Annotated in this window: 21 protein-coding genes and 1 tRNA gene; 10 read left to right on the top strand and 12 right to left on the bottom strand. The window is 55.1% G+C overall.

What is annotated here, in order from left to right; translation table 11 throughout:
• The first annotated feature begins 26 nt into the window (after positions 1–26).
• On the top strand, positions 27–614 hold the full coding sequence (locus tag MWU61_RS14300) for a cobalamin biosynthesis protein CobQ (protein ID WP_247129061.1): 588 nt from the start codon (positions 27–29) through the stop codon (positions 612–614).
• Between the two features lie 78 nt (positions 615–692).
• Here MWU61_RS14300 and MWU61_RS14295 read toward each other — a convergent pair whose 3' ends face one another.
• Complete coding sequence (locus MWU61_RS14295) at positions 693–1,016, bottom strand: DUF6280 family protein (RefSeq protein ID WP_045998630.1); 324 nt, start codon at positions 1,014–1,016, stop codon at positions 693–695.
• Between the two features lie 226 nt (positions 1,017–1,242).
• On the opposite strand from MWU61_RS14295, the gene efp reads away from it, so the two are divergent.
• Positions 1,243–1,806, top strand: a complete 564-nt coding sequence (gene efp / locus MWU61_RS14290) for an elongation factor P (RefSeq protein WP_247129060.1) — start codon at positions 1,243–1,245, stop codon at positions 1,804–1,806.
• Between the two features lie 71 nt (positions 1,807–1,877).
• Here the strand turns inward: efp and MWU61_RS14285 are convergent, their stop codons facing one another.
• Positions 1,878–2,633: a folate-binding protein gene (locus MWU61_RS14285; protein ID WP_247129059.1), complete on the bottom strand. Its 756-nt coding sequence runs from the start codon at positions 2,631–2,633 to the stop codon at positions 1,878–1,880.
• Positions 2,630–4,384, bottom strand: coding sequence for an ABC transporter ATP-binding protein (locus MWU61_RS14280; RefSeq protein WP_247129058.1), 1,755 nt, complete (start codon positions 4,382–4,384; stop codon positions 2,630–2,632). Before MWU61_RS14280 ends, MWU61_RS14285 begins: the two co-directional genes overlap by 4 nt.
• A gap of 126 nt (positions 4,385–4,510) precedes the next feature.
• Here MWU61_RS14280 and MWU61_RS14275 point away from each other — a divergent pair, with 126 nt between their 5' ends.
• On the top strand, positions 4,511–5,701 hold the full coding sequence (locus tag MWU61_RS14275; RefSeq protein ID WP_247129057.1) for an aminotransferase class V-fold PLP-dependent enzyme: 1,191 nt from the start codon (positions 4,511–4,513) through the stop codon (positions 5,699–5,701).
• 159 nt (positions 5,702–5,860) lie between these two features.
• Here MWU61_RS14275 and MWU61_RS14270 read toward each other — a convergent pair whose 3' ends face one another.
• Positions 5,861–6,982 (bottom strand): pyridoxal phosphate-dependent aminotransferase, encoded by a 1,122-nt coding sequence (locus tag MWU61_RS14270; RefSeq protein WP_247129056.1) that lies wholly within the window; start codon positions 6,980–6,982, stop codon positions 5,861–5,863.
• A 90-nt stretch (positions 6,983–7,072) separates the two neighbouring features.
• Here MWU61_RS14270 and MWU61_RS14265 point away from each other — a divergent pair, with 90 nt between their 5' ends.
• Positions 7,073–7,231, top strand: a complete 159-nt coding sequence (locus MWU61_RS14265) for a Tat pathway signal protein (RefSeq protein WP_247129055.1) — start codon at positions 7,073–7,075, stop codon at positions 7,229–7,231.
• A gap of 67 nt (positions 7,232–7,298) precedes the next feature.
• On the opposite strand, the gene MWU61_RS14260 is transcribed toward MWU61_RS14265, so the two are convergent.
• Positions 7,299–10,316 (bottom strand): valine--tRNA ligase, encoded by a 3,018-nt coding sequence (locus MWU61_RS14260; protein ID WP_247129054.1) that lies wholly within the window; start codon positions 10,314–10,316, stop codon positions 7,299–7,301.
• Between the two features lie 178 nt (positions 10,317–10,494).
• Between MWU61_RS14260 and MWU61_RS14255 the strand changes: the two genes are divergently transcribed.
• Positions 10,495–12,795: a xanthine dehydrogenase family protein molybdopterin-binding subunit gene (locus MWU61_RS14255; RefSeq protein WP_247129053.1), complete on the top strand. Its 2,301-nt coding sequence runs from the start codon at positions 10,495–10,497 to the stop codon at positions 12,793–12,795.
• Positions 12,782–13,876 carry a DUF2235 domain-containing protein gene (locus MWU61_RS14250; RefSeq protein ID WP_247129052.1) on the top strand — a complete coding sequence of 365 codons (1,095 nt, stop codon included), beginning with the start codon at positions 12,782–12,784 and terminating at the stop codon, positions 13,874–13,876. The genes MWU61_RS14255 and MWU61_RS14250 overlap by 14 nt, the downstream gene beginning before the upstream one ends.
• Here the strand turns inward: MWU61_RS14250 and MWU61_RS14245 are convergent.
• On the bottom strand, positions 13,857–14,339 hold the full coding sequence (locus MWU61_RS14245) for a PaaI family thioesterase (protein WP_247129051.1): 483 nt from the start codon (positions 14,337–14,339) through the stop codon (positions 13,857–13,859). The two genes, MWU61_RS14250 and MWU61_RS14245, sit on opposite strands and share 20 nt — an antisense overlap.
• Before the next feature lie 39 nt (positions 14,340–14,378).
• On the bottom strand, positions 14,379–15,245 hold the full coding sequence (metF, locus tag MWU61_RS14240; protein ID WP_247129050.1) for a methylenetetrahydrofolate reductase [NAD(P)H]: 867 nt from the start codon (positions 15,243–15,245) through the stop codon (positions 14,379–14,381).
• Positions 15,246–15,337: 92 nt separating this feature from the next.
• Between metF and MWU61_RS14235 the strand changes: the two genes are divergently transcribed.
• Entirely contained in the window at positions 15,338–16,243 is a 906-nt protein-coding gene (locus tag MWU61_RS14235) for a LysR family transcriptional regulator (protein ID WP_247129049.1), read from the top strand.
• Here MWU61_RS14235 and MWU61_RS14230 read toward each other — a convergent pair.
• Complete coding sequence (locus MWU61_RS14230) at positions 16,240–18,219, bottom strand: EAL domain-containing protein (RefSeq protein ID WP_247129048.1); 1,980 nt, start codon at positions 18,217–18,219, stop codon at positions 16,240–16,242. The genes MWU61_RS14235 and MWU61_RS14230 overlap by 4 nt on opposite strands.
• Positions 18,220–18,362: 143 nt before the next feature.
• Between MWU61_RS14230 and MWU61_RS14225 the strand changes: the two genes are divergently transcribed.
• Positions 18,363–19,151, top strand: a complete 789-nt coding sequence (locus MWU61_RS14225; RefSeq protein ID WP_247129047.1) for an inositol monophosphatase family protein — start codon at positions 18,363–18,365, stop codon at positions 19,149–19,151.
• Here MWU61_RS14225 and MWU61_RS14220 read toward each other — a convergent pair whose 3' ends face one another.
• Positions 19,152–19,895, bottom strand: a complete 744-nt coding sequence (locus MWU61_RS14220; RefSeq protein ID WP_247129171.1) for a rhomboid family intramembrane serine protease — start codon at positions 19,893–19,895, stop codon at positions 19,152–19,154. It lies immediately after the preceding gene.
• A gap of 85 nt (positions 19,896–19,980) precedes the next feature.
• Here MWU61_RS14220 and MWU61_RS14215 point away from each other — a divergent pair, with 85 nt between their 5' ends.
• Together MWU61_RS14215 and MWU61_RS14210 are read left to right on the top strand one after the other, a co-directional pair.
• Positions 19,981–20,520, top strand: a complete 540-nt coding sequence (locus MWU61_RS14215) for a tetratricopeptide repeat protein (protein ID WP_247129046.1) — start codon at positions 19,981–19,983, stop codon at positions 20,518–20,520.
• A 57-nt stretch (positions 20,521–20,577) separates the two neighbouring features.
• Positions 20,578–20,663 (top strand) — tRNA-Leu (locus MWU61_RS14210).
• A gap of 11 nt (positions 20,664–20,674) precedes the next feature.
• Here the strand turns inward: MWU61_RS14210 and MWU61_RS14205 are convergent.
• Genes MWU61_RS14205 through MWU61_RS14195 form a run of 3 tightly spaced genes read right to left on the bottom strand, consistent with a single transcriptional unit; the run spans position 20,675 to position 24,965 of the window.
• Positions 20,675–21,622 (bottom strand): hypothetical protein, encoded by a 948-nt coding sequence (locus MWU61_RS14205; RefSeq protein ID WP_247129045.1) that lies wholly within the window; start codon positions 21,620–21,622, stop codon positions 20,675–20,677.
• On the bottom strand, positions 21,619–22,143 hold the full coding sequence (locus tag MWU61_RS14200) for a 2Fe-2S iron-sulfur cluster-binding protein (protein ID WP_247129044.1): 525 nt from the start codon (positions 22,141–22,143) through the stop codon (positions 21,619–21,621). The genes MWU61_RS14205 and MWU61_RS14200 overlap by 4 nt, the downstream gene beginning before the upstream one ends.
• Positions 22,140–24,965: a molybdopterin cofactor-binding domain-containing protein gene (locus tag MWU61_RS14195; RefSeq protein ID WP_247129043.1), complete on the bottom strand. Its 2,826-nt coding sequence runs from the start codon at positions 24,963–24,965 to the stop codon at positions 22,140–22,142. Before MWU61_RS14195 ends, MWU61_RS14200 begins: the two co-directional genes overlap by 4 nt.
• Positions 24,966–25,177 lie beyond the last annotated feature (212 nt).

Raw genomic sequence — 25,177 nt, 5'->3', positions numbered from 1 at the left:
AAGTACTTGTGGTGCAGGGGAAGAGCATGAACACACCAGCCCATTTGATTTTTGGCTTGACCGCGTTCGGGCGGGCGAATAGACCGGCTGTCACCTGCGCTGCCTTGGCTGGTGCGATCATCCCTGACCTGTCATTGTATCTGATGGCTGGCGCACATCTCATTGTGCTTGGGACTGATCCCCAGATCGTTTTTGGTCAACTTTACTATTCAGACGCGTGGCAAAGCATATTCCGGATCGATAATTCGATGATCTTATGGGGCATCGCGCTGGTTCTTGGGATTATGGCGCGATCACAGGTGGTTATCGCCTTGTGTGGGGCGGCCTTGTTGCACTTGGTTCTCGATTTTGCCTTCCATCACAATGACGGGCGTGCGCATTTTTGGCCTATCTCAAATTGGATATTTGAAAGTCCGCTTAGCTACTGGGACCCAAGCCATTACGGTAATCTCGTTGGTCCGATTGAAGTCTTGGCGTCGTTGGCATGCTGCATTGTACTGTGGCGGCGGTTCGTTGGAAAATGGATGCGCATCTTCATCGTCGCCTTGGCTGGTATGGAAGCACTGCCGGGGATCGTTTTTGCAGTCATGTTTGCCACAAACGGATCGCCATGAAAAAACGCCGCCCCGAGCAGAGGGCGGCGTTCTGAAAAGTCGGCCTGGCAGGGCCAACATAACTTTTGGTCTGGTCGCTTAAGCGGCGCGTGCTTCTTGCTCGGCTGCGTTGCGACGTTCGCTTTCCTCGCGGGAGAGCGCGACAGAGGTGCGGACACCTTTGCCAACAAATTCCATCAAGCCTTCGACCACACGTTCGTTCGGGTCGATGCCAGCGCATGACAACACTTCGCGCCCATCGCGCGAACGTGCCCAGCGTGCGATTTGTTCAGGACCGTTACCATACTTCTTATCGTCCGCGATAGCGTCGTCCAAAGCGGCGAGGACGACTGCAGCAAATAACTTGCGGGCGCGGTTGCCCTGTTCGTTGTTAAAAGCTGTTCCGTCGACAAAATCACGCATCGTGCATCCTTTTGGTTTTTGGTCTTGTAGTTCTCGCGTTCGACTGGTTATGCCCGATTGAATCCGATTCGGGTGGTCTCTTTTGGAATGGCAGTCATGCAATATCCGCATGGCTGAAACAATCAATTGGGCTTATGTAGTCGTCTTGCAAGGGTTCCTTCACCCAGATATAGGGTCCTTCAAGGTTTCATCAACCTTTTGCCGCAATTCTGACACGAAGAGAATCATGCCAAAAATTAACGGAAACGAAATTCGTCCAAGCAACGTATTGGAACATGATGGCGGTCTTTGGGCAGCTGTGAAGGTAGATCACGTGAAACCGGGCAAAGGTGGGGCATTTGCGCAGGTTGAGCTTAAAAACCTACGTGATGGTCGCAAACTGAACGAACGGTTCCGGTCTGCCGATAAAGTAGAACGCGTGCGCTTGGAACAGAAGGATCAACAGTTCCTGTTCGAAGCAGACGATATGCTCACTTTCATGGACAATGAAACTTACGACCAGATCGCACTTCCTGCTGACATCTTGGGCGATCTGCGTCCGTTCTTGCAGGACGGCATGATCGTAAAGATCGAATACTACGAAGAAGAAGCGCTGAACGTGACGCTGCCGACCCGCGTTATTTGCAAAGTCGCCGAGACTGAGCCTGTTGTGAAGGGCCAGACCGCCGCGAACAGCTTTAAGCCTGCGACATTGGATAACGGCGTTCGCGTCATGATCCCACCGTTTGTTGGGCAAGACGAAGATATCGTCGTGAGCACGGAAACGATGGAATACGTCGAACGCGCGTAAACGAGTTTTAGAATTAGAAAAGCCGGCCCACCGTGGCCGGCTTTTGTGTGTCTGGTCGTCGGGTTGGTATTTTAGGCCGACGAAACGGGCGCGGTGTCCAGTAGAGTGAGCGTCGCGTTCTGCGTTGCCATGTCCTTTGCGCGGTCAAACCGCAAATAAGCCAAGCCAGTATCGCCTGCCACGCTATGAAGCGTTCCGGCGGGTTTGCCGTTGCTCGTGATTTCATCGCCGGGCTGCGCGGATCCGTCAATTGTGACCCGCGCCAGCCCCTTTTTCAATTCGGTTTTATGTTTCATGCGAGCCGCGATTTCTTGGCCGACGTAGCATCCTTTTTTGAAATCGATGCCGTTCAGCCGTTCAAACCCCGCCTCAAGAATATAGCTATCGGGCAGCAGTTCGACGCCGGTTTCTGGGACCATGTTTTCAACCCGCAGTGTGGTCCAGTCTGTTTCATCGCTGACATCCGCGTCGCTGTAGACCCGCCAGCCTAGGTCTGGGTGACGCGGATCGGGCAGGGCACCATCTGGTTCAGCTGTCGTCCCTGTTGAAACGACCAATGGCGTTTCGGTCAACTGCACATCCGCGCGTAGCCGATACATGTTTAGTCGTTGCGAAAGTGCTGCCGCATGGCTGGTCGCGACATCAATCAACAGCTCCTCGGCGCGGCCAATGACAAAGAAGTCAGCGATAAATTTGCCTTGGGGGGTCAAGAGAGCGGCGTAAACGATCCCGTTTTGCGCTTTATCGACGTCATTGGTGATCAATCCTTGCAGGAATGAAACGCGGTCCGTGCCGGTCACCGAGAAAACTGTGCGGGGCTGGGTCATTTTGTGGCCTGTGATTGCGCAAACTGAAGATTGTATAGATCGGCATAAAGTCCGCCACGTTCAAGAAGCGCGTCGTGTGTACCTTGATCCACAACGCGCCCTTGATCCATGACGACAATGCTATCGGCGTTGCGGACGGTTGATAGGCGGTGAGCGATGACAAGCGTCGTCCGGCCGACTGATAGCTTTTCGAGAGCGGCTTGCACGAAGGCCTCTGATTTCGTGTCGAGCGCGCTTGTCGCTTCATCCAGCAACAAAATTGGCGTGTCGCGCAATAGCGCACGGGCAATTGCGACGCGCTGGCGTTGTCCACCTGACAGGTTCGACCCACGCGGTCCGGCTGCACTGTTTAGCCCATCAGGCAGCTTCGCAAGGAAATCGCTGACGTGGGCGGCATCTAAAACCTGCTTCAGGTCCTGATCTGATAGGTCGGTGCGTCCTAGCAAAATGTTGTCGCGCAGACTTTCATCAAAGAGCGCCGCGTCCTGCGCCACAACCGAAAACAGGCTGCGCAGATCGGGCAGGGATAGCTCTGCCGCTGGGGTGTCGCCTATGGTGACGGCGCCGTCTTTGGGATCGACGAGCCGCGTGAGCACGTTGAAGATTGTGCTTTTGCCCGCACCCGACGCCCCGACGAGGGCGGTTGTTTTGCCTGCTTCGGCTGTAAACGTGGTGCCTCGCAGAACCGGAAGATCGCCGTAATCAAGGGTAACGTCGGAAAAGGAAATCGCAGGCGCACCCGTCGGCACGGGCCGCGGGGACGCAGGTGACGTCAGGGTTGGTGTTACGTTCAGAATGGCTTGGATGCGGTCAATAGATGCGGCGGCGGCCTGCCACTGGCCGCTCATCGCGCCAAGGCGGCGCAGCGGTTCAAAGGTCAGCGACATCGCCGTGAAGAACGACATGAACTGGCCGACCGTTTTTTCGCCTGCGATGATCTCGGAGCCGCCGAACACAAGAACACCAAGAAAACCGATGCCAGTCATGATGTCGATCAATGCGGGCACCGCTGCTTTGCCTGTGGCTGATTTGACCTCTGCTGACACGCGATCTTTTTGTAGGGCTGCATATTGGTTCGACTGATAGCTCTCGAGTGCGTTCAGCTTGATCGGGTTAATCCCGTGAAACACTTCGTCCAGGCGGGTCGACATACGGCCCGCTAATTCGCGGGCGACGCCTGTTCTTTTGCGTACGTAAGCTTGGGCGGCAAAGGACGGCAAGACCAAGAACGGAATGCCGACCAAGGCGATCAAGGTCCATTGCCAATCAACAGAGATTGCGACGCCGAACAGCGCAACAAGCGCAATCAGATCTCGTCCCAATCCTGTCGCGATACCCGCCCAGATTTGGTTCACGGCAGTCACATCACCCTGAACACGTTCGATCAACTGACCCGGAGGGTTTGACTGGTGGTAACTGCTGTCCAAGTCCATCACGTGGCGCAGCAAGTGGTTGCGCATTTCTGCTGCAGATAGCTGGGTTAGTTTTGTCATCAGAATTTTTTGCCCTGTGCCGCTGATCGCGCGGACAAAAAAGATGATCATGATGCCAATGCCGACCCACCACAATGTGCTCGCTTTGCCTTCAACAAACACATCGTCGAACATGGGCTGGATCATCCAGCTCAGGAATCCCAGCATCGATCCTTCGATTGCCATCAAGGCCAGCGCCCCAATAAATAGGGCCTTATGCGGGCGGAGGTAGTCGCGCCAAAGCCAGGCGAACAATCGGGTTGCTGATGTTTCGGACACTGGGGAATTCCTGTAGTTGCCCAACTGATCTAAGCCGGAAGTGGGGACGGGGCAAGGCAAGCGCTTGACCTCTTTGATGATGGGCGTAGGGTTCGCGCATTACTGTCTCACCGCGAAAGTGTACTCATGTCTCTTGCAAATGGCCGCGCCTATCTGGCGATCCCTGGTCCTTCTGTCATGCCCGATGCCGTGTTGCAGGCCATGCATCGGCCGTCACCGAATATTTACGAAGGTGAATTGCACGATCTGACTTATTCGCTTTTCCCCGACCTGAAATCGATCGCGGGCACAGCGCATAACGTTGCCATCTACATCGGTAACGGTCACGCCGCTTGGGAAGCGGCGCTCGCCAACGTTCTCAATCGCGGCGATACGGTGCTGGTGCTTGCGACAGGGCGGTTCTGCGTGGGCTGGGGTGAAATGGCAAACGGTCTGGGCGTCAACGTTCAAACCATCGACTATGGAGACAAAGACCCAGTCGATCTTGACCAATTAGCGGAAACGCTGCGCGCGGACACCGATCACAAGATCAAGGCGGTTCTGGCCGTGCATGTGGATACTTCGACTAGTGTGAAGAACGATGTGCCGGGGATGCGGCGTGTATTGGACGAGGTCGAACATCCTGCACTGCTGATGGTGGATTGCATCGCTTCATTCGGGTGCGATCGTTTCGAGATGGATGCTTGGGGCGTGGACGTGATGGTAACGGCTTGCCAAAAGGGGCTGATGACGCCTGCAGGCATTTCGTTTGTCTATTTCAACGAAAAGGCTAATGCGGCGCGGGGTGACTGCGTCACAGGTTATTGGGATTGGCGGCCGCGCATTAATCCGGAAGTCTATTATATGAACTTCTATGGGACAGCGCCGACGCATCACCTTTACGGGCTGCGGGCTGCGCTTGATATGATCCTTGCGGAAGGGATCGAGGCTGTTTGGGCACGCCATGCAACATTGGCTCAAGCCGTTTGGGCGGCTTTCGATGTGTGGTCTGTGCCGGGCGGAATCGGTCTGAACATTGCCGATCCGGACCATCGATCCCATGCAGTCACGTCGTGCTTTGCGGAATCTCCTGACGGGGACCGCTTGCGGAATTGGTGCGAACACCAAGCGGGTTTGACGCTGGGCATCGGTTTGGGGCGTACGCCTGCGGATGCCTATTTCCGGATTGGGCACATGGGACATGTGAATGCACATATGATCATGGGCGTACTGGGTACTATCGATGCGGGTCTAAAGGCGCTTGATATCCCACATGGCGATGGCGCCTTATCAGCTGCCGCGACCGTGATTGCGAAAGCTACTCGCGGCGGGGCGTGAAACGGGACAGGCCTTTGTCACAGACATAGGCCGACCCGATCGCCCAAAGAAACCCGAACACAATGCTGATCGTCCATAGCATGATAAACACGAGCACCCCGAAACTGACGAGAAAAGCGCTAGTGAAGTCTTGAACACGTCCGGGGGGCTGGTGCTGGCTCATGCTGGGAATGCGGTCTCTGCGGCTTGTAGTGCCGCGGGCAGCGCTCGAGCGAAGGCCAGCATGTCGGCCGTCGGGCCGCAGCTGACACGGATGCAGCGGTTTTGAGGTGCAACAAAAGGCATACGAACAAAGATATCGCGTGCGGACAACGCTTCAAGTAACGCTTTCGCGAACTCGCCGTCGCGCCCGCAATCAATCGTGACAAAATTGGTTGCTGATTCCAGCGGAATTAGACCGTTATCCAGTGCGGCCGCGGCGATTGCTGCCCGCGAGTCGGCGACCATATCGCGAACCGAAGCGATGTAGTCCTGATCCTGTATCGCAGCCAAAGCACCTGATTGCGCGATGCGGGACATTCCGAAATGATTACGGACCCTGTTGAAGGCGTCAATCACGGCAGGATGGCCGATAGCATAGCCGACACGGGCACCAGCCATGCCGTAAGCCTTTGAAAATGTGCGCATCCGGATGACGCGTGGATCATCTGGGTCAATTTCGGCAAAAGCGGTTTCAGGAGCCAGTTCTATGTATGCTTCATCCAAGACCAGCAATGTACCGTCCGGTACGGAACTGACCATGCGTTTGATGGTCTTCGCGTCGTGGCAGCTGCCCATCGGGTTGTCAGGGTTCGAGATATAGACCAGTTTTGCGTTCACTTCGGCAGCCTTGACGATCAAGCGTTCCGGGTCTTCAAAGTCACCGGTGTAAGGAATTGTATGCAATTCACCGCCGAAGCCCGCGACATGGTAGTTGAATGTCGGATACGCGCCAGCAGAGGTGACAACCGGATCACCTTTGTCGACGTAAAGCCGGACGACGAGGCCAAGAAGCGTGTCGATGCCTTCACCAACCATAATATGTTTCGGATCCACATCGTGGTGGGCTGCAATCGCTTCGCGCAAATCGTGGTTTTCAGGATCGGCGTACATCCACGCCTCTGACGCGGCTTGCTTCATTGCCTCAATCGCTTTGGGGGACGGGCCGAAGCCACTTTCGTTTGCCCCCAGACGGGCGACAAATTTTGCACCACGTGCACGTTCCTGTGCTTCGGGCCCGACGAACGGAACGGTTGCGGGCAGGCTAGTGGCGAGGGCGGTAAGGCGAGGATCATGTGTCATACCAATAGTTACGCGTGCAGGGACGCCCCTTGCAATCGTCTTTTTCATGATTACATGAGAACGGTTCGCAACTAGTTAAGAGGTGCGCAGATGAAGCTGAGTAGACGTGGATTTTTGGCAAGCGCCAGTGCGGCGACTGTCATCCGTGCGGTGCCTGTTGTTCAAAAAACAGGTGGGCGACGGATTTTGACTCTGGTCTATGACAAAACGCTCGGGATGATGCGCGCCGTGGAACGGGTCGTCTATTAACACGGCTTTGTCGCCAGAGGCATCTTTTCAGGATGCCGCCGGCGGATTTTGTTCTGGGCTCAGAAAATCAGCCCAGCTCTTGGAGACGTGCGATTGCCGCGTTCAGCTGTGCTTCTTCGTCTTCGCGCAGGCGTAGGTTTTCGCGGGTTTCCGCGATGACCTCTTCGGGGGCGGATTCCACGAATTTCGGGTTCTTAAGGCGTCCACGTAGGCCACCCAGTTCTTTCCCCAATTTCGCTAGCGACTTTTCCAAACGCGCGATTTCAGATGGCACATCGATCAACCCTTCCAGCGGAATGCCGAAGGTGCCGCCATCCATGGGGATCGTGACGCAACCTTTCGGGAAATCCGTGACCGCTTCCAGGCTTTCAATCCGCGCGAGGCGTTGGATCAACACCTGATTGTTGTCCCAAGCTGATTGGCCTTTGGCGTCCAGACCTTGCACCAGCAGCGGCACTTTTGCGCCCGCAGGTACGTGGACTTGGGCGCGGTTGGACCGCACGGATTCAATCAGGTTGATCACCCAGTTCATTTCGCGGTCCGCATCTGCATCTACTAGATCGGCGCTGGTGTAGGTCGGCCAATCAGCGTGGACGAGCATTTTCGCGCGGCTGTCTGCGAGCCCCCACAGTTCTTCGGTGATGAACGGTTTGATTGGGTGCAGCAGGATCAGGCATTGGTCGAGAACCCAGCGTAGGGTTTTCTGTGTTTCCTCTTTAGCGACTGCGTCGTCACCCTGTAGGATCGGCTTGGAGAACTCCAGATACCAGTCGCAGACCTTGCCCCATGTGAAGGCATAAAGTGCATTGGCCGCGTCGTTGAACCGGTAGTCGGTCAAAGCTTGGTCAACGGTTTCGCGCACCTTCGCCGTCTCGCCGATGATCCATTTGTTGAGCGTCTGGGACACCTCAGGCATCGGTGCATCACCGGGGTTCGGGATCTCGTAATGCTCCGCAAAGCTGAACGCGTTCCAAAGTTTGGTACCGAAGTTGCGGTAGCCTTTGATCCGGTCCTCGGACAGTTTCAGCACGCCGCCAATCGCCGCCATCTGCGCCATGGTAAAGCGCAGGGCGTCGGCGCCGAATTCGTCGACGACCACGAGGGGGTCCACGACGTTGCCTTTGGTTTTCGACATCTTCTCACCCTTCTCATCGCGGACGAGTTGGTGCAGGTAGACGGTGTGGAATGGGTTTTCGCCTTCGACGGCTTGGGCCATCATCATCATGCGGGCGACCCAGAAGAACAGGATGTCTTGGCCGGTAACGAGAACATCGCCGGGGAAGTATTTCGCCAGTTCGTCGGTCTGTTCAGGCCAACCGAGTGTCCCGAACGGCCACAGGCCGGAAGAGAACCAAGTGTCGAGGACGTCGGGGTCGCGGTACAACACGACTTCATCGCCATCGGAGATATCGTCTTCGTCCGTCGACACGCGCACCGGTAGGTCGTAATGCGCAGCAGCCATTGTGACGATTTCGGCTTCAGTTGCGGCACAGAAAACCTTGTTGTTGCCGGGTTCGTAGGACGCGTCGATTCGAACTACACCAGCATCGTCAATCGCACCGGTCGCAGTTGCTGGACCATACCAAACCGGAATCTGATGCCCCCACCAGAGCTGCCGCGAGATGCACCACGGTTCGATGTTTTCAAGCCAGTGGTAGAACACTTTCTCGCCGCTCTCAGGCATGATGGTCACGTCGCCGTTCTTCACCGCATCCAGCGCAGGCCCGACGATCTTGTCGGTGTCCACGAACCATTGGTCGGTAAGCATCGGCTCGATAACCACTTTTGAGCGATCGCCAAATGGCTGCATTATTTTTTTCTGTTCAAACATGGGGACAATTTCCTGCATGTTCGCACCGTCGTCATCTGTTATATTACGCACGGTCATCACGGCGAGACCCTCGGCGGTGATGTCGTCCACGACCTTCTTGCGCGCCTCGAAACGGTCCAACCCACGGTATTCCTCCGGCACAAGGTTCATCGCGGCGATCATCGCTTCGTTGAATTCCTGCTCGCCATTTGCAATCGCTTGAGCAGTTGCGGCTTCCTCAACATAAGGCCGTCCGTCGGCTCGCATCGCCCCTTTGGTATCCATGAGGGAATACATCGGGATGCCGCCGCGTTTGGCCACTTGGTAGTCGTTGAAATCATGCGCGCCGGTGATCTTCACTGCACCAGACCCAAAATCTTTGTCCGGGTATTCGTCGGTGATGATCGGGATCAGGCGGCGTTGCGCCTTCGGTCCTACGGGAATTTCGCACAACATCCCGACGATGGGGGCGTAGCGTTCATCTGACGGGTGCACCGCAACCGCACCGTCGCCGAGCATGGTTTCGGGGCGTGTTGTGGCGATAGAGATGTAGTCGCGCTCTTCTTCCAGCGTGACGTTTCCGTCTTCATCTTTCTCGACGTATGTATATGTCGCACCGCCCGCGAGCGGGTATTTGAAGTGCCACATATGGCCGTCGACTTCGATGTTCTCCACTTCGAGGTCGGAGATGGCCGTTTCGAAATGGGGGTCCCAGTTGACCAGCCGCTTGCCACGATAGATCAGCCCGTCTTCGTACATTTTGACGAAAACCTTGATCACGGCGTCGTGGAAATTGCCGTCTTCGCCTTCGGGCGCATTCGGGGCGCCGGACATGGTGAATGCATTGCGGGACCAATCGCAGGACGCGCCGAGGCGCTTGAGCTGTTCAATAATCGTGCCGCCAGATTCCGCTTTCCATTCCCAAACTTTTTCGAGGAATGCGTCGCGCCCCATTTCAGCGCGTTTCGGCAGGCCATCAGCCGCGAGCTTTTTCTCGACCATCAGCTGGGTGGCAATACCCGCGTGGTCTTGGCCGGGCTGCCAGAGCGTGTCGTAACCCTGCATGCGTTTCCAGCGGATCAGTATGTCTTGCAGCGTGTTGTTGAAGGCGTGACCGACGTGCAGGACACCTGTGACGTTGGGCGGTGGGATCATGATGGTGAATGTTTCATCGCGGGACTTATTGGCCCCAGCTTTGAATGCGTCAGATGCTTCCCACGCCGCGTAGATACGGGCTTCTGCGGATTTCGCGTCGAATGTCTTGTCCATCGCCATAATCGGTGTCCTTTTATCCTAGGCACGTCTTATCCAAAGGGGCGATGGGCGAAAAGGGCTAATGCCCAAGTTATCAACGGTTCCTTCGGACTTGCGCGGGATTGATTGAACACACTGGCATTGTGGCTTGATCCGGCCTAGGTCATCATGCGGGAAGCCATTCGAAGGATGATCAAACATGGAAAAATTCGGTCGCAGCCAATCGGTTAAACGGGTCGAAGATCTGCGGTTCTTGACGGGACATGGCAGATACGTTGAAGACATCGCACCTGCGGGCGCGTTTCGTGCGTTTTTCCTGCGGTCATATGCTGCCCATGCCGATATTTCCGAGCTTGATGTTGCGGATGCACGTGCGCTTGATGGCGTCGCACTTGTTCTGACGGCTGAAGACCTTGAAACCGCTGGCGTGAAACTGTCGATGAAGCCTTCGATCATCAAGAACATTGATGGCACCAAGGCTGCTGATCCCGCACGTCCGTTGTTGGCAAAAGGGCGCGTGCGTCATGTCGGCGAAGCGATTGCGGTTGTGATTGCAGACACTGTTGAGACCGCGAAAGATGCGGCCGAGATGATCGGTCTGGTGCTGGATGATCTTGATGTTCATCTCGACCTTGCGACTGGTGGGGCTGAAATTCATCCGGAAGCTCCGCAGAACCTGTCGTTTACTTATGGAAATGGCGCAGAGGCGGAAACCAAAGCAGCGATTGATGCTGCAGCACATGTTGTGACCGTCGATGTCCCCGACAACCGCGTCATTGCCGCGTCGATGGAACCACGCGGCTGCTTTGCCGAGATAACCGACGGGCGGTTGCACGTTGCTGTGAACGGCCAAGGTGTCTGGGGGCCGAAGTCCGATTTGGCCTATCACCTTGGTATGGATAAGATGGACATTCGCGTCACGAACCCCGACACTGGCGGTGGTTTCGGGATGAAGGCCATGATGTATCCCGAGACAATTGTGGTGGCCCATGCGGCACGCCTTCTGGGAAAACCCGTGCGGTGGATGTCGGAGCGGACAGAGGCGATGCTGACCGACAATGCTGGCCGCGATCTGACGACAACGGCGACGCTGGCCTTGGATGCGGATTACAAGATTACGGGTTATCACCTTGATAGCGTTTGTAATCTGGGGGCCTATAACTCCGGCTATGCGCAGTTCATCCAGACGGATTTATTTTCGAAGGTCCTGATGGGGACTTATGACGTGCAAGCCGCCTACATGCGCACCATCGGGGTTTATACGAACACGACGCCTGTTGATGCCTATCGCGGCGCTGGGCGACCCGAAGCGATTTTTGTGCTTGAACGTGTCATGGACGAAGCGGCGCGGCAGCTGGGTATTGATGCGTGGGATTTGCGGCGTAAGAACTTCATTGCGCCCGATCAATTTCCATACACGACGGCGACGGGCGTGACCTATGACGTGGGCGAATTCGCCAATCTGCTGACGCGGGCAGGGGATGAGGCAGACATTGCCGGATTCGCAGGGCGCAAGGCCGCATCTGCAGCGCAAGGCAAACTGCGTGGTCACGGGCTTTGCTATTACATCGAAAGCATCCTTGGGGCGCCAACCGAAACGGCGCGTATTGATTTCGCGGAAGATGGTGCGCTGATCTACGTTGGTACGCAGTCAAACGGGCAGGGGCACGAAACAGTCTTTGCGCAGTTCCTTGCGGATCAAACGGGCATTCCTGCGGATCAAGTGCGCGTGATCCAAGGTGATAGTGATCTTATTCCGACGGGTGGCGGGACAGGCGGATCGCGGTCTGTGACGGTCCAAAACACGGCGACGCTGGCAACCGTCGAGAAAATCACGACGGCTTTCGCTGCGTTTCTTTCAGATGCCGAAGGCGTTCCCGCGACTGAGATCAGTTTTGATGACGAACGGTTCCGCATTCCCGGGTCGAACCTGACCCCGACAATGCTTGAGGTGGCGGACATGGTCCGTGACGCGGGACGTGACGATCTTTTGTCCCACACTGCGACAATTACCTTGGAAAACCGGAGCTTTCCGAACGGCGCCCATGTCGCGGAAGTCGAAATCGATCCGGAAACTGGCGTGCTCGAGGTGACAAACTACAGCGTCGTTGATGACTTTGGTAACCTTATCAACCCTATGCTGGTGGCGGGTCAGGTGCACGGCGGTGTTGCGCAGGGTATCGGACAGGCCGTTACCGAACGGGTCGTCTTTGATGACTATGGTCAACTGCTCACGGCAAGTTTTATGGATTATGGCATGCCAAGGGCCGATGATGTGCCCATGATTAAATTTGCGACCCAAGGCACACCGTCAAAATATAACCCCATGGGCATGAAAGGCTGTGGGGAAGCGGGCACAGTCGGTGCGTTAGCTGCGGTGACGAACGCGGTTGTCGATGCGTTGTGGGATCAAGGTGTGCGGGACGCGACGATGCCGTTCACACCGCACCGGATTTGGGCGATGTTGCAGAAGGCGAAGGAAAATAGTGCAGCTGCGTGATTGGATATTTGGGTTATTTGGTGCGCAGGCGCAGACGGCCGAAGGACAGCCGCGTCATCGCGGGCAAGCGACCCATGTGATCATTCTGGATGGGACCGCGTCATCGCTGAAAGACGGCTGTGAAACCCACGCTGGGATGACTTACAAGTTGCTGAACGAAGTGGGGCATCAGGCAAACCTGACGGTCCATTACGAGGCCGGAATCCAGTGGCGCGATTGGCGCGGCACATGGGATGTCATGACGGGCAAAGGCATCAATAAGCAGATTGAGCGGGCCTATGGCGTGCTTGCGTCCCGATATCGACTTGGCGACAAAATCGTCCTGATTGGATATTCACGTGGTGCTTATGCGGTGCGGTCCCTTGCTGGCGTCATCGAAATTGTGGGTCTTGTGAAAAACGATTTTGCAACGGTCCGGACCATTCGGACGGCATATCGTCACTATCGAACCGGCGGACGCAGTAAATTTGCGGAACGGTTCCGGGCAGAGCATTGCCATCCCCGTACTGAGACTAGCATCGAAGCCGTCGCCGTTTGGGATACCGTCAAGGCGCTGGGCATACGGGTTCCGATCATCTGGCGCTGGATGAATCCGGCTCAACCGTTTCACAATCACACGCTTGGGCCACAGGTTCGCAACGGGTTCCATGCCCTTGCGCTTGATGAAACACGCGAAGCGTACGCACCAGTGCTTTGGACGTCACCGACAGGCTGGACGGGCAACATGGAACAGGTTTGGTTTCGTGGTGCACACAGCGACATCGGCGGTCAGATTGGCATTTTCCCACCGGCACGGCCTTTGGCGAACATTCCATTGGTCTGGATGTTGAAGAGACTGGAAATGTGCGGTGTGCCGCTGCCTACAGACTGGGGTGCGCGGTTCGAAACAGATGTGAACGCGCCGTCCTTTGGATCTTGGCGCGGTTGGGGAAAAGTGTTTTGGGGGCGCAGGCGGCGATTGGTCGGCATGGACCCATCCGAACGCTTACACGTTACTGTTGATCCTGCACGGTATCGCAAAGTGTTCGTTCGGGATTTTCAGCAAACGCAGCCGGAACGGGCTAGTCCGCAATCTTCATAATCAGGCAGGTGGTTGATCCGGTTGCGTAAAGTTTTCCGTCCTGCGCACCGCGAATTTCGCCGCTCGCAACGCCGGTCGTCCGACCTGCATGATCAATCGTGCCAATAGCAATGATTTCTGTGCCTAACGGAATGTTGCGCGTCAAATTTACCTTGTATTCAAGGGTCGTATAGATCGATCCTTTCGGAACTTTGGTCATCACGGCGCAAGCCATACAGCTGTCGAGCAGGGTTCCGTACCACCCGCCGTGGACAGTCCCCATCGGGTTTGTGTGATCAAATTCGGGCGTGCCACGAAACACGACTTTGCCGTCTTCGACACTATCCAAAGAATAGTTCAGGACCGCAGAAATTGGCGGTCGTGCGACGGTCCCTGCGATGACACCTTGCATGAATTCTAAACCTGACATGGCCAACGTTTCATCACGCGTTGGCAAATCATCTGGCGTTTTGGCTGTGAACATGCGGCATCCCCTTTGGTGGTTCTGCCGCAACTTGTCGGGTCAGGCCACGTTTTGCAATTGGGCTTTCGGGGTGACGCCAAGGGCATGGCAGACGTCACGCGTCAATTCAGGGCGGTTCAATGTGTAGAAATGCAGGTCTTCGACGCCACCGGTCAACAAATCATCACAAAGCTCGGTCGCCAAGGCTGTGGCCAGCAAATCTGCGGTCCCATCGCGTGTCGCGTTTGCGAATGCATCGCTGACGACCTGTGGAATGGATGTACCGCAGCGCCGCGCGAATTTCTCGGCTCCTGACCAGTTTTCGATAGGCAAGATCCCTGGGATGATCGGCGCATCTATGCCCGCTTTTACACAAGCATCGCGGAACCGGAAAAATGTTTCGGCTTCAAAAAAGAACTGTGTGATCGCTGACGTCGCGCCAGCGTCGAATTTGCGTTTCAAGAACGCAATATCAGCAGCTTGATCACGTGCTTCAGGATGTTTTTCCGGGTAGGCGCCAACACGGATGTTGAATTGACCCGTGTCGGCAAGCCCGGCGATCAGGTCAATTGAGGAGCCATATCCTTCCGGATGTGGCGTGAATTTTTCAGCCCCTTGAGGCGCGTCGCCCCGCAGGGCCACAATATCGGTCACACCGTTGTCGGCATAAGATTGCGCGATTTCCAGCGTCTCTGCCTTCGTTGCATCGACACAGGTCAAATGGGCAGCAACATTCATGCCGCTCGATTTGTGGATCGTGGTGACGGCATCGTGGGTCAGTTGACGCGTCGTGCCGCCAGCCCCGTAAGTGACTGAAACAAATGTAGGATCAAGTGGGGCCAGCGTGTTGACGCAGTCCCAAAGCCGGAAAGAACCGGCAAGTGATTTAGGCGGAAAGAACTCGAAAGATACATTTGGCAAAGTCATGAGACGGATCCTTTTGGGTTAATCGCTTGTCTCATTTTGCGGTACATGAGACAATTTCATAACTTTCACCAAGATGATGAGTTGTACTCACAATGCATATCGAGTTCCGCCACCTGCGCACGATCAAAGCTATCCACGATTCTGGTGGTCTCGCGCGCGCTGCCGATCAGCTCAACATAACGCAGTCTGCCTTATCGCATCAGATCAAGGGAATTGAAGATCAAGCTGGGGTGGAGCTGTTCGTCCGGCGGTCAAAGCCACTAAAGCTGTCAGCCGCAGGCATGCGTTTGCTTGTGGCAGCTGAAAACATATTACCGCAAGTCGCCGCGTTGGAGTTGGAATTCGAAGGGTTGATCGCGGGTAAATCTGGACGTCTTCATATCGCGATTGAATGTCATGCCTGTTTTGAATGGCTGTTTCCTGTTTTGGAAGAGTTTCGTAAGGCGTGGCCTGACGTTGATGTCGATATTAGGCCGGGGCTTGCGTTTGACGCATTGCCTGCGTTGCGAAAAGAAGAAGTGGATTTGGTTGTTTCCTCTGACCCCGAAGATTTGCCAGGCACAGATTTTACGCCGCTTTTCGATTACGAACCGGTATTCGTGGCCGCGTCCAATCATCCCCTAGCACAAAAGAAGTTTGTAGAAGCATCTGATTTCGCGGGGGAAACGTTGATTACCTATCCAGTGGACCGCGAACGTTTAGATGTTTTCAGTCAACTGCTTATTCCCAATGGTGTTGAGCCAAAAGCGATCAGACAGGTTGAATTGACGGCTGTCATCTTGCTTTTAGTTGCTTCAAATCGGGGGGTCGCGGTTCTGCCTGACTGGGTTGTGCGGCAAGTGCGTTACAATTCCGACTATGTCACGTTGCCGTTGACAAAAAATGGTGTGACGCGGCGTTTGTATGCGGCGACACGGACGGAAGAAACAAGTCTGCCGTTCATGTCGCATTTGATCCGTCTAGCACGACGAGAAGCGGTTAAATTGCAGCGCAATTAAGCTGCGTCACCCGACCCTTCCGCAGATTTTTGGGTGTTAGTGAAAGGAACGCCAAGGGTGTGCTGCCGCCATAGCGCATTGCGCGCCTCCTTGCTGGGCATCGCTGGACTGTAGTAAAACCCTTGGCACACAGAACACCCCATTTCGCGTAGAAGCGTTCTTTGCGTTTCGGTTTCAACGCCTTCCGCAATAACCTTGACGCCCAACCCCTTCCCAATTCCAAGAAACCCTGCGACAAGTACTTCCGCGGCTTTGTCATGACCCAGTCCGCGCACAAAACCGGTATCAAGCTTCAGTTCGTCAAATTCGAGTTCGCGTAAATGTTTGAACGACGCGAATCCTGTTCCAAAATCGTCGAGCGAAATGCGGATTCCTGCCTGTCGAAACGCTGCGATGGATTCTTGGATGAGGTTCCCGGACCTCGCAATGAAAACGTCCTCGGTGACCTCAAAAGTTAATTTTGCACGCGCACGTGGAAATTTTTCGATAAGGTCCATGACCGCCGCCCGACCTGACAGCGTTGCAAGCGTGACTTCTGGTAAATTGACAGATACTTCGCCTGGATCGAAACCCTGCTCTAGCCAGTCTTCAATTTGCTGCAAGACCAGGCCTGTCGTGCGCATCAGAAAATCAGTTTGAAGCCCTAGTTCATTGATATATGGTAAAAATTTTCCGGGGAGAAGAAGACCGCGTGTTGGATGACGCCAACGGGACAACGCTTCGAAACCTTCAATGAAGCCGGTATCCAGATTGATCTTGGGCTGGTAATACGGGGCAATGTTTTGTTTTTGCATTGCACGCAGGATGGTGACGCGGTCATCCAACGATGCACGCACAGGAAAGCTGTCCCTATCATAGACAAAAGCCACCTGTCCGGGATCGCCTTTGGCCTTGTACATCGCTTGATCGGCGCCAGAAGCAATGCCTGCCAAACTGTCTTGCGTCGACGTGGTAAGCGCAACGCCGACGCTCGCGCCGACTTCCAGACGTTTGTGGTCCACGATGATCGGTTGCTTAATGAGCGTTGCAATTTCGTTGGCGAGCCGCAACGCTTGGACGGCGTTACGAACCCCGGAAATGGCGGTCGCAAATTCGTCTCCACCCAATCTTGCAACGACCCCGCTATTACCGACAAACTTGGTTAACCGTTCTGCAACCGTCACCAAAACAGCGTCACCTGCTTTGTGGCTATAGCTGTCGTTGATCGGTTTGAACCCATCCAAATCGATCAGAAAATAACCTAACTGGTTGCGGTCACGATTGCTGCGCCTGGGCAACAACGCTGTTGCGGCTTCTTCGAATGCGCGTCTGTTCATGAGGCCGGTCAAGTGGTCATGCCGTGTGAGAAATTCCAACTCTGACAGGCGTTTGTCAGCGTCTTTGCGCGCTTCTGCCAACTTCACCAGGGTGTCTTTTTGCGCGGACATCGTTTGAAGCGTGTTGCCTGCATAGACCAAAAGCATCGCGGTCGCCGCGCACCATTCTAACAATGTCGACGCGATAGGCGGGGCCGTATAGGCTTGCCAAAACATGATCGCTGTCATGGCAAATGCGGGGATCATCAAGCTCCAATTGAAGAATGGCAGCGCTGCATATGAGTTCGAAATATGAACATGAATTCCGAATACCCAGAGTAAACTCGCGACCAACAATGCGTCGGATCCATGCCCAGCGAGAACGACCGCAGGAACAAGCATCGGCCAAAGCGTCAGCCAATTGACCGCCCAGATCGCGAGACAAATGCCAAAGGGCAGCGGCGGTCCGGTTAACGAAACGCGGCGATTTACGATTCGCCCCAATAGTTCAGAACAGACGATCACGGCAGACCAGAATACCGCAGCCCTTTGATCACCAAATAACCAGCAGACGGTCATGATCATCATCGCAGCGAAAAGCCGCTTCAGCGCATCACGATTGTTTACATGCACTGCGACACGGGTTTGGTACGAAAAATGGTCAACAAGTGATAAAGACATTGGTGTCCCGCGCTATTTCTGCTGAATACACCACGCAGCTCTCAATTTTGCGTTAAGCGTTGGCCAACAAAATCGACCTCTGCTCTTGTTCCGAAAAGCGTTGCAGCCTATAGCCCCGTTTCATCCTGCAATCGGAGGCCCCCATGTCAGGCAGTGCGAATCTCAACGTGATGATGAAAACGGCGCGCAAGGTGGGCCGGACGTTGCTGAAAGACTTTACCGAAGTTGAACAGCTTCAGGTCAGCACCAAGGGGCCGGGTGACTTTGTCACGCGCGCGGACAAGCAGGCTGAAGAGACTATTCGTGAAGACCTGATGGAGGCCCGCCCAAGCTACGGCTTTCTGGGTGAAGAAGGATCCAGCATTGAAGGCGAAGATCCGACGCGCCGTTGGATCGTTGACCCGCTGGATGGTACTACCAATTTCCTTCACGGTTTGCCGCATTGGGCCGTTTCCATTGCGTTGGAACACAAAGGTCAAATCGTGGCTGGCGTCATCTATGATCCCGTGAAGGACGAAATGTTCTATGCCGAAAAAGGGCAGGGCGCATTTATGAATGAAAGCCGGATGCGGGTATCCGCACGTCACCGGATGAACGAATGCTTGTTCGCTACGGGGCTGCCGTTCGCGGGTCGCGCCGATTTGCCAGAAACGTTGCAAGACCTCGCGCGTATTTTGCCGGCAACGGCTGGTGTGCGCCGGTTTGGCGCGGCGTCTCTTGATCTCGCTTATGTTGCGGCTGGTCGTTACGATGGGTTCTGGGAACGGCGCCTAAAGGTTTGGGATATTGCCGCAGGCATTATCATCGTCAAAGAAGCTGGCGGTCTGCTGGAACCAATGGACCCTGAAGGCGACGAACTGAACGACGGCGCGTTGATCGCAGCAAACGAAGCTGTTTTCTCGACTTTCGCAAAAGTCGTTCGCAACGGTTAATCAACGTCTTTTGACGACTGGGATAGACGATTTCTGAAAACGATACTGTGCGTCGGGATGTGGCGGATGACCATCTGTGGCATCCCAATATCCCGCAGCGCCGCGTTTCAGCCACATCGGTAGGGTCAGCACGAAACCGATGATAAATCCGCCTGCATGTGCCCAGTAGGCGACGCCGCCGCCATTTGGATCGGCTCCAACGCCGCCGACCAGCTGTAGCAGGAACCAAAGCCCAAGCATGATCCATGACGGCACCGGGAATATCTTGAAGAACACAATCAGGATCAACAAAATATCGACTTTGGCCTTCGGGAACATCAACAGATAGCCGCCCATCACGCCTGCAATCGCGCCAGATGCGCCAACAGTGGCGACCTGTGACATTGGCCCCGATGCGTATTGCGCCAGATCAGCACCGACGCCGGACAATAGATAGAAGGCAAGGAATGGGATCGGTCCCATTTCTTCTTCCATGTTGTCCCCAAATATCCAGAGAAACAGCATGTTCCCAGCAAGGTGCATAAAGCCCGCATGCATAAAGATCGATGTCACTAAAGATGGATAGTTTTCGCCTGCGTTAATCCGTGCAGGGATCATCGCGTAATCATAGTAGAAACGATTCAAGGTCGCATCGTCCGTCAACGCCACAAGGCCATACAAATAGACGATCACGTTGATCGCGATAAGCGCGTAGGTCACGTAAGGTGTGGATTCAGACGGGTTGTGATCGCGGATTGGAAACATGTGCCGACGTTCGGCGAATGGGGCAGCGAGGTCAAGCGCGGCATTGTGACTTGATGGATTTGATCCGCGCAACAGATCATAAGGCATGAAATGGATCATCTTTTGCAGCCTCTTTGCCACGCCCGCGTTTGCTGAAACCTGCCCTGCCGCGGCAGATCATTCAGTGCGACAAGCGGAAATTATTGCTTCGTTACAGGGGCTTTGGGATGGAACCGGCGCGCGACCATTAAGACAGGAGCTGTGGAATCTGTGGACCGACGCACCTGATGTGCGGGCCCAAGAGCTGCTGGATCGTGGGATGCGTCAACGCGAAGGATTCGATTTTCTAGGGTCGCGCGACACGCTGGACCAGTTGATTGAATACTGCCCGGATTACGCCGAAGGGTACAACCAACGTGCATTTTCAAGCTTCTTACGGCAAGATTTTGATGCAGCTTTGTACGATCTCGACGCAGCTTTAGCGATCATGCCGACCCACATAGCGGCTTTGTCGGGCAAAGCGCTGACGCTGATGGGCATGGGCCGCGTAGAAGAAGCACAAGTGATTTTGCGAGAGGCACTGGCGCTGAATCCGTGGCTTGCCGAACGCAGTCTTATTGTTGAACCAGATGGCGAGGAAATCTAACGCACGACCCTTGCCCCTGCGCAAATGACCGCATAGACAAAAGCCATTCAAGCACGTGCCCGCGTGGTGGAATGGTAGACATCGGAGACTTAAAATCTCTTGGCCGAAAGGCCGTGCCGGTTCGAGTCCGGCCGCGGGTACCACCTTCCCAATCTCAGTATTTTGGCAATTCGGTCAGTGCACACATCTGTTGATCCGGATTTTCGCAGCACGACTTGATGTCCGCAACTGAGGTGCTGTGAAATGTGCTCCACGCGGCGCGCGTGAGGCCGTGTTCGGGAGGCATCGCATGTGACAGCGGGTATTGTTGCGCCAAAGGATCAGCCCCTTCAGGCACTGTGGCACCTGTCATCCAGTCGGTCAGTGTGTCGCAGGTTGTCTGCCGCCCGATCCGGTGGCAGCCAAGACAAGTATTGTCCCTTAGATCAAACGTCTTGGTTGGCCATTGATCAAAGCCGAATTCAGCACCGACATGGTAATAGGGCCCTAGCGGATTGGCTGGGATTTCGTCCCAGACCTGACCGACGAACGGTGAATACATGAACGGATCGTTGTCATGGCAATTTCCGCAGCCGTCGGTGACCAATGCGTCGGGATCAGCCCAGATCGCAGGTGCTGCGGGATTGGTTGGCGACACAACCTGCGTCCCGTCAATCGGCGCGTCAGGATCATCTGCTTTTGCTTGGAACCAGCAGGTCGCCCCTGTGCCGGGATTATGGGCGATAATGTCGATTTCATCGAAGGCGAATTCATTGGCAGGGCGGTTGTGTTTCTGTCTGCACATAGCCGAAATTTGTGCGGCATCAGTGGAAAGGTTCAGAATGCGTGACCCCGGCACACACTGCCCGTCCGACTCATGTCCGTTGCTGAGCAGGGCTGGCCGGTCGCAGTCCATGCCCGCCTGAAATGTATCGTAGGTGACAGGTTGACCGTTAACCGTCACGGGCACCACTTCGCCATCGCCGCAAGAAAAATCCGGAATATCCGCGATCTGTTCAACGCATTGCAAAACATAGACTTCGTGCTCTTCACTTTCGAAGGCCCAAATGGCGGTGACCGTCAGTAAAAGAGCCGCAAGCGCAGCAAGGATCAGAGACTTCATTGCGCGGCCTCCCCGTTGATCACGGCCAAAGCTGTTTCGCGCAAAGCTTCTTGGTAGCGGACATAACCGGTGCAGCGGCAGATATGATCACCGATCGCGTCTTCGATAGCTGCGTCTAATTCGGCCTCGGTCACTGGTGCGGTCGTAAGCCAGTCGAGGAAAATTTGAGACGCCATCACGAACCCGGGTGTGCAGTATCCACATTGAAAAGAGAAATGTTTGAGAAACGCTGTTTGAATGGGCAGCAAGGCATCGCCGCCCGACACGCCTTCGATTGTTGTGATATCGGCACCGTTCACCGTGGCAAGGGCGGTGGAGCAACTGACGATGGGTTCCGCGTTTGGGTTCGGGGCCTTGGTCATCGACACCGTGCAGGCGCGACAAATTCCCATACCGCAGCAAAATTTGGTGCCGGTCAAGCTGGGCGTCATCATCTCGTGCATGTAGTCGAGCAGCTTGATGTCACCTGCGTCATCCTGAACAGACTGCGGCTGTCCATTGATCGTGAAGGAAATGGTCATGACTGTAATCCTTCCAAGACTTTTTCGGATGTGATGGGCAAAGACGTAAGGCGCACGCCTATGGCGTCCTTGATCGCGTTTGAAATCGCAGGCGGGATCGAACACATGACAGCCTCGGCGATGCCGCGACCCTGTCCATTATCGCCGGGCGTTTCAGGCATAATGTGCAGTTCTTGGGATCGTTCGCCTTCAACGTAAGATGTTTTGATTGGCACATCCTGAAAACGGGCGACATGATATCGGTTCAGGTTCCAGGTGCCATTTGCAGGACCTGACATGCCGGGCGGTAGGTCTTCGTGTAGTGTGTAGCTTATCGCCATTGCGACGCCGCCTTGGCTTTGGCCTGATACCAATTCGCGCACATGTACGCGGCCTGCATTCAAAACGCTGACTACGTTTTCGACTTGGACCCGACCTGTGTCGGTATCCACAGTCACGGCGACAATGTTGACGCAAGGAGCCCAAACAAAGCGGGAGAACGCTTTTGTATACGCTTGTGGCCCGAACCCATTTTGCCGTTTGATCGGTTGGGCTTGTGTGTCACCATCCAGATAAACGGCAAGACCGTCCAAGATCAGATGTTCGGTACCGCCGCCAACATTATAGTCACCTTCGGCCCATGTATTCTGGAAATAGGCATGGCCGAGCGTACCGCGCGGCAGGTTCATCTCACCTGCAATTTTCGCGATATCGGTCAACGTGATCGGGTCAGTTGCGCCATTCACGAGCGTAAGCGCGCCGTCGATCCAGGTGACGTCCGCTGCTGTAAGGTCTGGCAAGCCCCAGACCTGTCGGGCAACTGGCAACACAGTCGCAATAAAGAAGGCTTTCGCCGTTTGCTGGACCACGTGCACTTGATGCAGTGCGGTTAGGCAGGCGGATGACGATCCCACGCCCTTTGCCGTCCAACTTGGATTGTCCCAACGCAGGCCGTCAGGGTCATCGGTCGTAAGGCCGGTTTGCCCAAACAACGTATACCCACCCATATCAACCTGCGTGGCGTTTGACCCAAGGATATCGCCAATGACGACGCCAAGGGTCGTTGCTGATCCGTTGCCCATGTCAACGGCATCGGATTGTACGCAGAACGTACCGTCGTCTTGCAGCAGCACAGCAGCTACTGTGCCATCGCCCGACGTGCCGTAGGCCTGCAACGACATTGCCATTCCCGTCCCATAGGATTTGCCAGCCGTTTTGTTCTTGAGTTTTAGGTCCGCGCGATCATGCCAAAGAGGATGTTGCTCCGCGACATCCAGCATCTGACTGAGCTGCAGCTCCTGATCAATCGGTCCACCAACGACCGTTGTTTCACCTTTTTTGATGATGTTCTTGCGACGCAACGCAATCGGATCCCATTCTTGATTACGTGCGATATCGTCGAGCGCCGTTTCAATCGCAAAGAACGCCTGTGGGCCACCGAACCCGCGCTGCGACCCACCCGAGATATTTTCGGAATGGATCGCATCCGCATAGATGTTCGCCATCGGTGTCTTGTAGGCGCCACCAGCGCAAAGGGCGGCAAGGCTGGCGACATAAGGGCTTAGGTTTTTGCGTCCACCCCCATCAAACTGCATCGTCATTGCGATATTCTGCAGCATCATGTCTGGTCCGACCGACACCTGTCCCTCCAGCGTTGCGGCGTGTCGTTTCAGGCCAACGCGGAACTGTTCGAACCGATCATACATCAGTTTTACGGGGCGTCCGTCCGTGAAGGCGGCCGTCAATGCCAGCATCAACGAAAACGGAGATTTATCGCGGCCGCCAAATCCTCCGCCCGGGTAGCAACTGGTCAGTTCGACCGCGCTTAATTTAAGGGGGGCGTCATCTTCTTCATTATACATCGACAAAATGTCTTTGACGTCGCCATCAGGAGATTGCGTGCCGAGAACTAATCGCAACGTTTTTTCATGCGTGGTTTCGTCCAGCCAAGCAAGTCCTGCCTCAGGTTCCATGAACATCGGATCCATGGCCCGCATGTCGCAGGCTAAGTCTTGTTGGATCAGGCCATCAATTTGAGAAAGGCGATCGTCAATCTTTTGGCGGTATCCGTTGACTTCGTAAGGATATGTGTAGGCGTTGGCCGTTGCGGAATCGAATGTCTCGCCGTCCAAGGCGTATTTGACGTAGGTCGTCTTGGGGTCGAATGCGACACCTTTTGGGGGCAAAGGCCCCTCGGGATCGCCGTAGGACTGGAATTGGTTGTCTTGGAATTGCATCGCTGTGCGGGCGGCATGATAACTTGGAAAGTCATCGAAGATCAGCAAAGCCACGGCTTGCCCCAGAAAGTCCGGCACATTGCCGGGCTGAACGATCAGATCGTAAACAACTGCGCTGGGACGATCAAAACCTTCGGGGTCGGGTGTGATGCTGGCCAACGCTTCGACCTGTTCGTCGATATGTAAATCACGCGAAGAACTGATTTGCGGAGATCGCTGGGCGTCGCTGAGTTGGTCACCTAGGATCAGCTTGCCCTTTTTGGCTGCGGGCGGCAGTGCGTAGGACTTGATCCCCAGAAAGACCTGTTCAGTCGTAAGCGCACGCAAGAACATCGCATAGCATTGTTTCGTCGGCCAGGGCGTGCCCATATCGGCGGCGCTGAAATCCCGCGCGTAGACTTTTTGGCCCGTCACCTTCGCGACACCATCAATCCGTTGGGTCGCAACGCCGGGGGAAGGTGATGCAGTATTCCCAACTTGGGCCTGACTTGGCTGTCCGGCAGAACTGGGCAGGGGCAAGAAAGACGCGGCAACGATACCTGCCGATGTCTGTAAGAAACGCCTGCGGCTGATGTGGGATGACTGGGCTGACGGTATGTGTTTCATCTAAGTGCTTCCAACGTTGATTGATTTGGAAAACAGCAACTCTGTATTCAACCAAAGCATGTGCGAAGTTGACCTGACGGTATGTCGCATAGCTTACACTTGGGGCTGACAATGCCCCTAGATCGTGCGAATTATCGAGTGGGATGGTACAAAACTACGTCCAATTGCGGCAAGTATAATACAAATTTGCCATAATTGGGGTATTTTGGAAT

The organism is Loktanella sp. F6476L, assembly GCF_023015725.1.
In the GTDB taxonomy this organism is placed as follows: domain Bacteria; phylum Pseudomonadota; class Alphaproteobacteria; order Rhodobacterales; family Rhodobacteraceae; genus Yoonia.
Note: the sequence above shows the minus strand (reverse complement) of the source record. Positions and strands in the feature narration are given on the sequence as shown.

Bases quoted from the DNA above. Each gene is read 5' to 3' on its own strand.
- MWU61_RS14300 (WP_247129061.1), top strand. From the start codon at position 27: ATGAACACACCAGCCCATTTGATTTTTGGCTTGACCGCGTTCGGGCGG.
- MWU61_RS14295 (WP_045998630.1), bottom strand. From the start codon at position 1,016: ATGCGTGATTTTGTCGACGGAACAGCTTTTAACAACGAACAGGGCAAC.
- efp (WP_247129060.1), top strand. From the start codon at position 1,243: ATGCCAAAAATTAACGGAAACGAAATTCGTCCAAGCAACGTATTGGAA.
- MWU61_RS14285 (WP_247129059.1), bottom strand. From the start codon at position 2,633: ATGACCCAGCCCCGCACAGTTTTCTCGGTGACCGGCACGGACCGCGTT.
- MWU61_RS14275 (WP_247129057.1), top strand. From the start codon at position 4,511: ATGTCTCTTGCAAATGGCCGCGCCTATCTGGCGATCCCTGGTCCTTCT.
- MWU61_RS14270 (WP_247129056.1), bottom strand. From the start codon at position 6,982: ATGACACATGATCCTCGCCTTACCGCCCTCGCCACTAGCCTGCCCGCA.
- MWU61_RS14265 (WP_247129055.1), top strand. From the start codon at position 7,073: ATGAAGCTGAGTAGACGTGGATTTTTGGCAAGCGCCAGTGCGGCGACT.
- MWU61_RS14260 (WP_247129054.1), bottom strand. From the start codon at position 10,316: ATGGCGATGGACAAGACATTCGACGCGAAATCCGCAGAAGCCCGTATC.
- MWU61_RS14255 (WP_247129053.1), top strand. From the start codon at position 10,495: ATGGAAAAATTCGGTCGCAGCCAATCGGTTAAACGGGTCGAAGATCTG.
- MWU61_RS14245 (WP_247129051.1), bottom strand. From the start codon at position 14,339: ATGTTCACAGCCAAAACGCCAGATGATTTGCCAACGCGTGATGAAACG.
- metF (WP_247129050.1), bottom strand. From the start codon at position 15,245: ATGACTTTGCCAAATGTATCTTTCGAGTTCTTTCCGCCTAAATCACTT.
- MWU61_RS14235 (WP_247129049.1), top strand. From the start codon at position 15,338: ATGCATATCGAGTTCCGCCACCTGCGCACGATCAAAGCTATCCACGAT.
- MWU61_RS14230 (WP_247129048.1), bottom strand. From the start codon at position 18,219: ATGTCTTTATCACTTGTTGACCATTTTTCGTACCAAACCCGTGTCGCA.
- MWU61_RS14225 (WP_247129047.1), top strand. From the start codon at position 18,363: ATGTCAGGCAGTGCGAATCTCAACGTGATGATGAAAACGGCGCGCAAG.
- MWU61_RS14220 (WP_247129171.1), bottom strand. From the start codon at position 19,895: ATGTTTCCAATCCGCGATCACAACCCGTCTGAATCCACACCTTACGTG.
- MWU61_RS14215 (WP_247129046.1), top strand. From the start codon at position 19,981: ATGAAATGGATCATCTTTTGCAGCCTCTTTGCCACGCCCGCGTTTGCT.
- MWU61_RS14205 (WP_247129045.1), bottom strand. From the start codon at position 21,622: ATGAAGTCTCTGATCCTTGCTGCGCTTGCGGCTCTTTTACTGACGGTC.
- MWU61_RS14200 (WP_247129044.1), bottom strand. From the start codon at position 22,143: ATGACCATTTCCTTCACGATCAATGGACAGCCGCAGTCTGTTCAGGAT.
- MWU61_RS14195 (WP_247129043.1), bottom strand. From the start codon at position 24,965: ATGAAACACATACCGTCAGCCCAGTCATCCCACATCAGCCGCAGGCGT.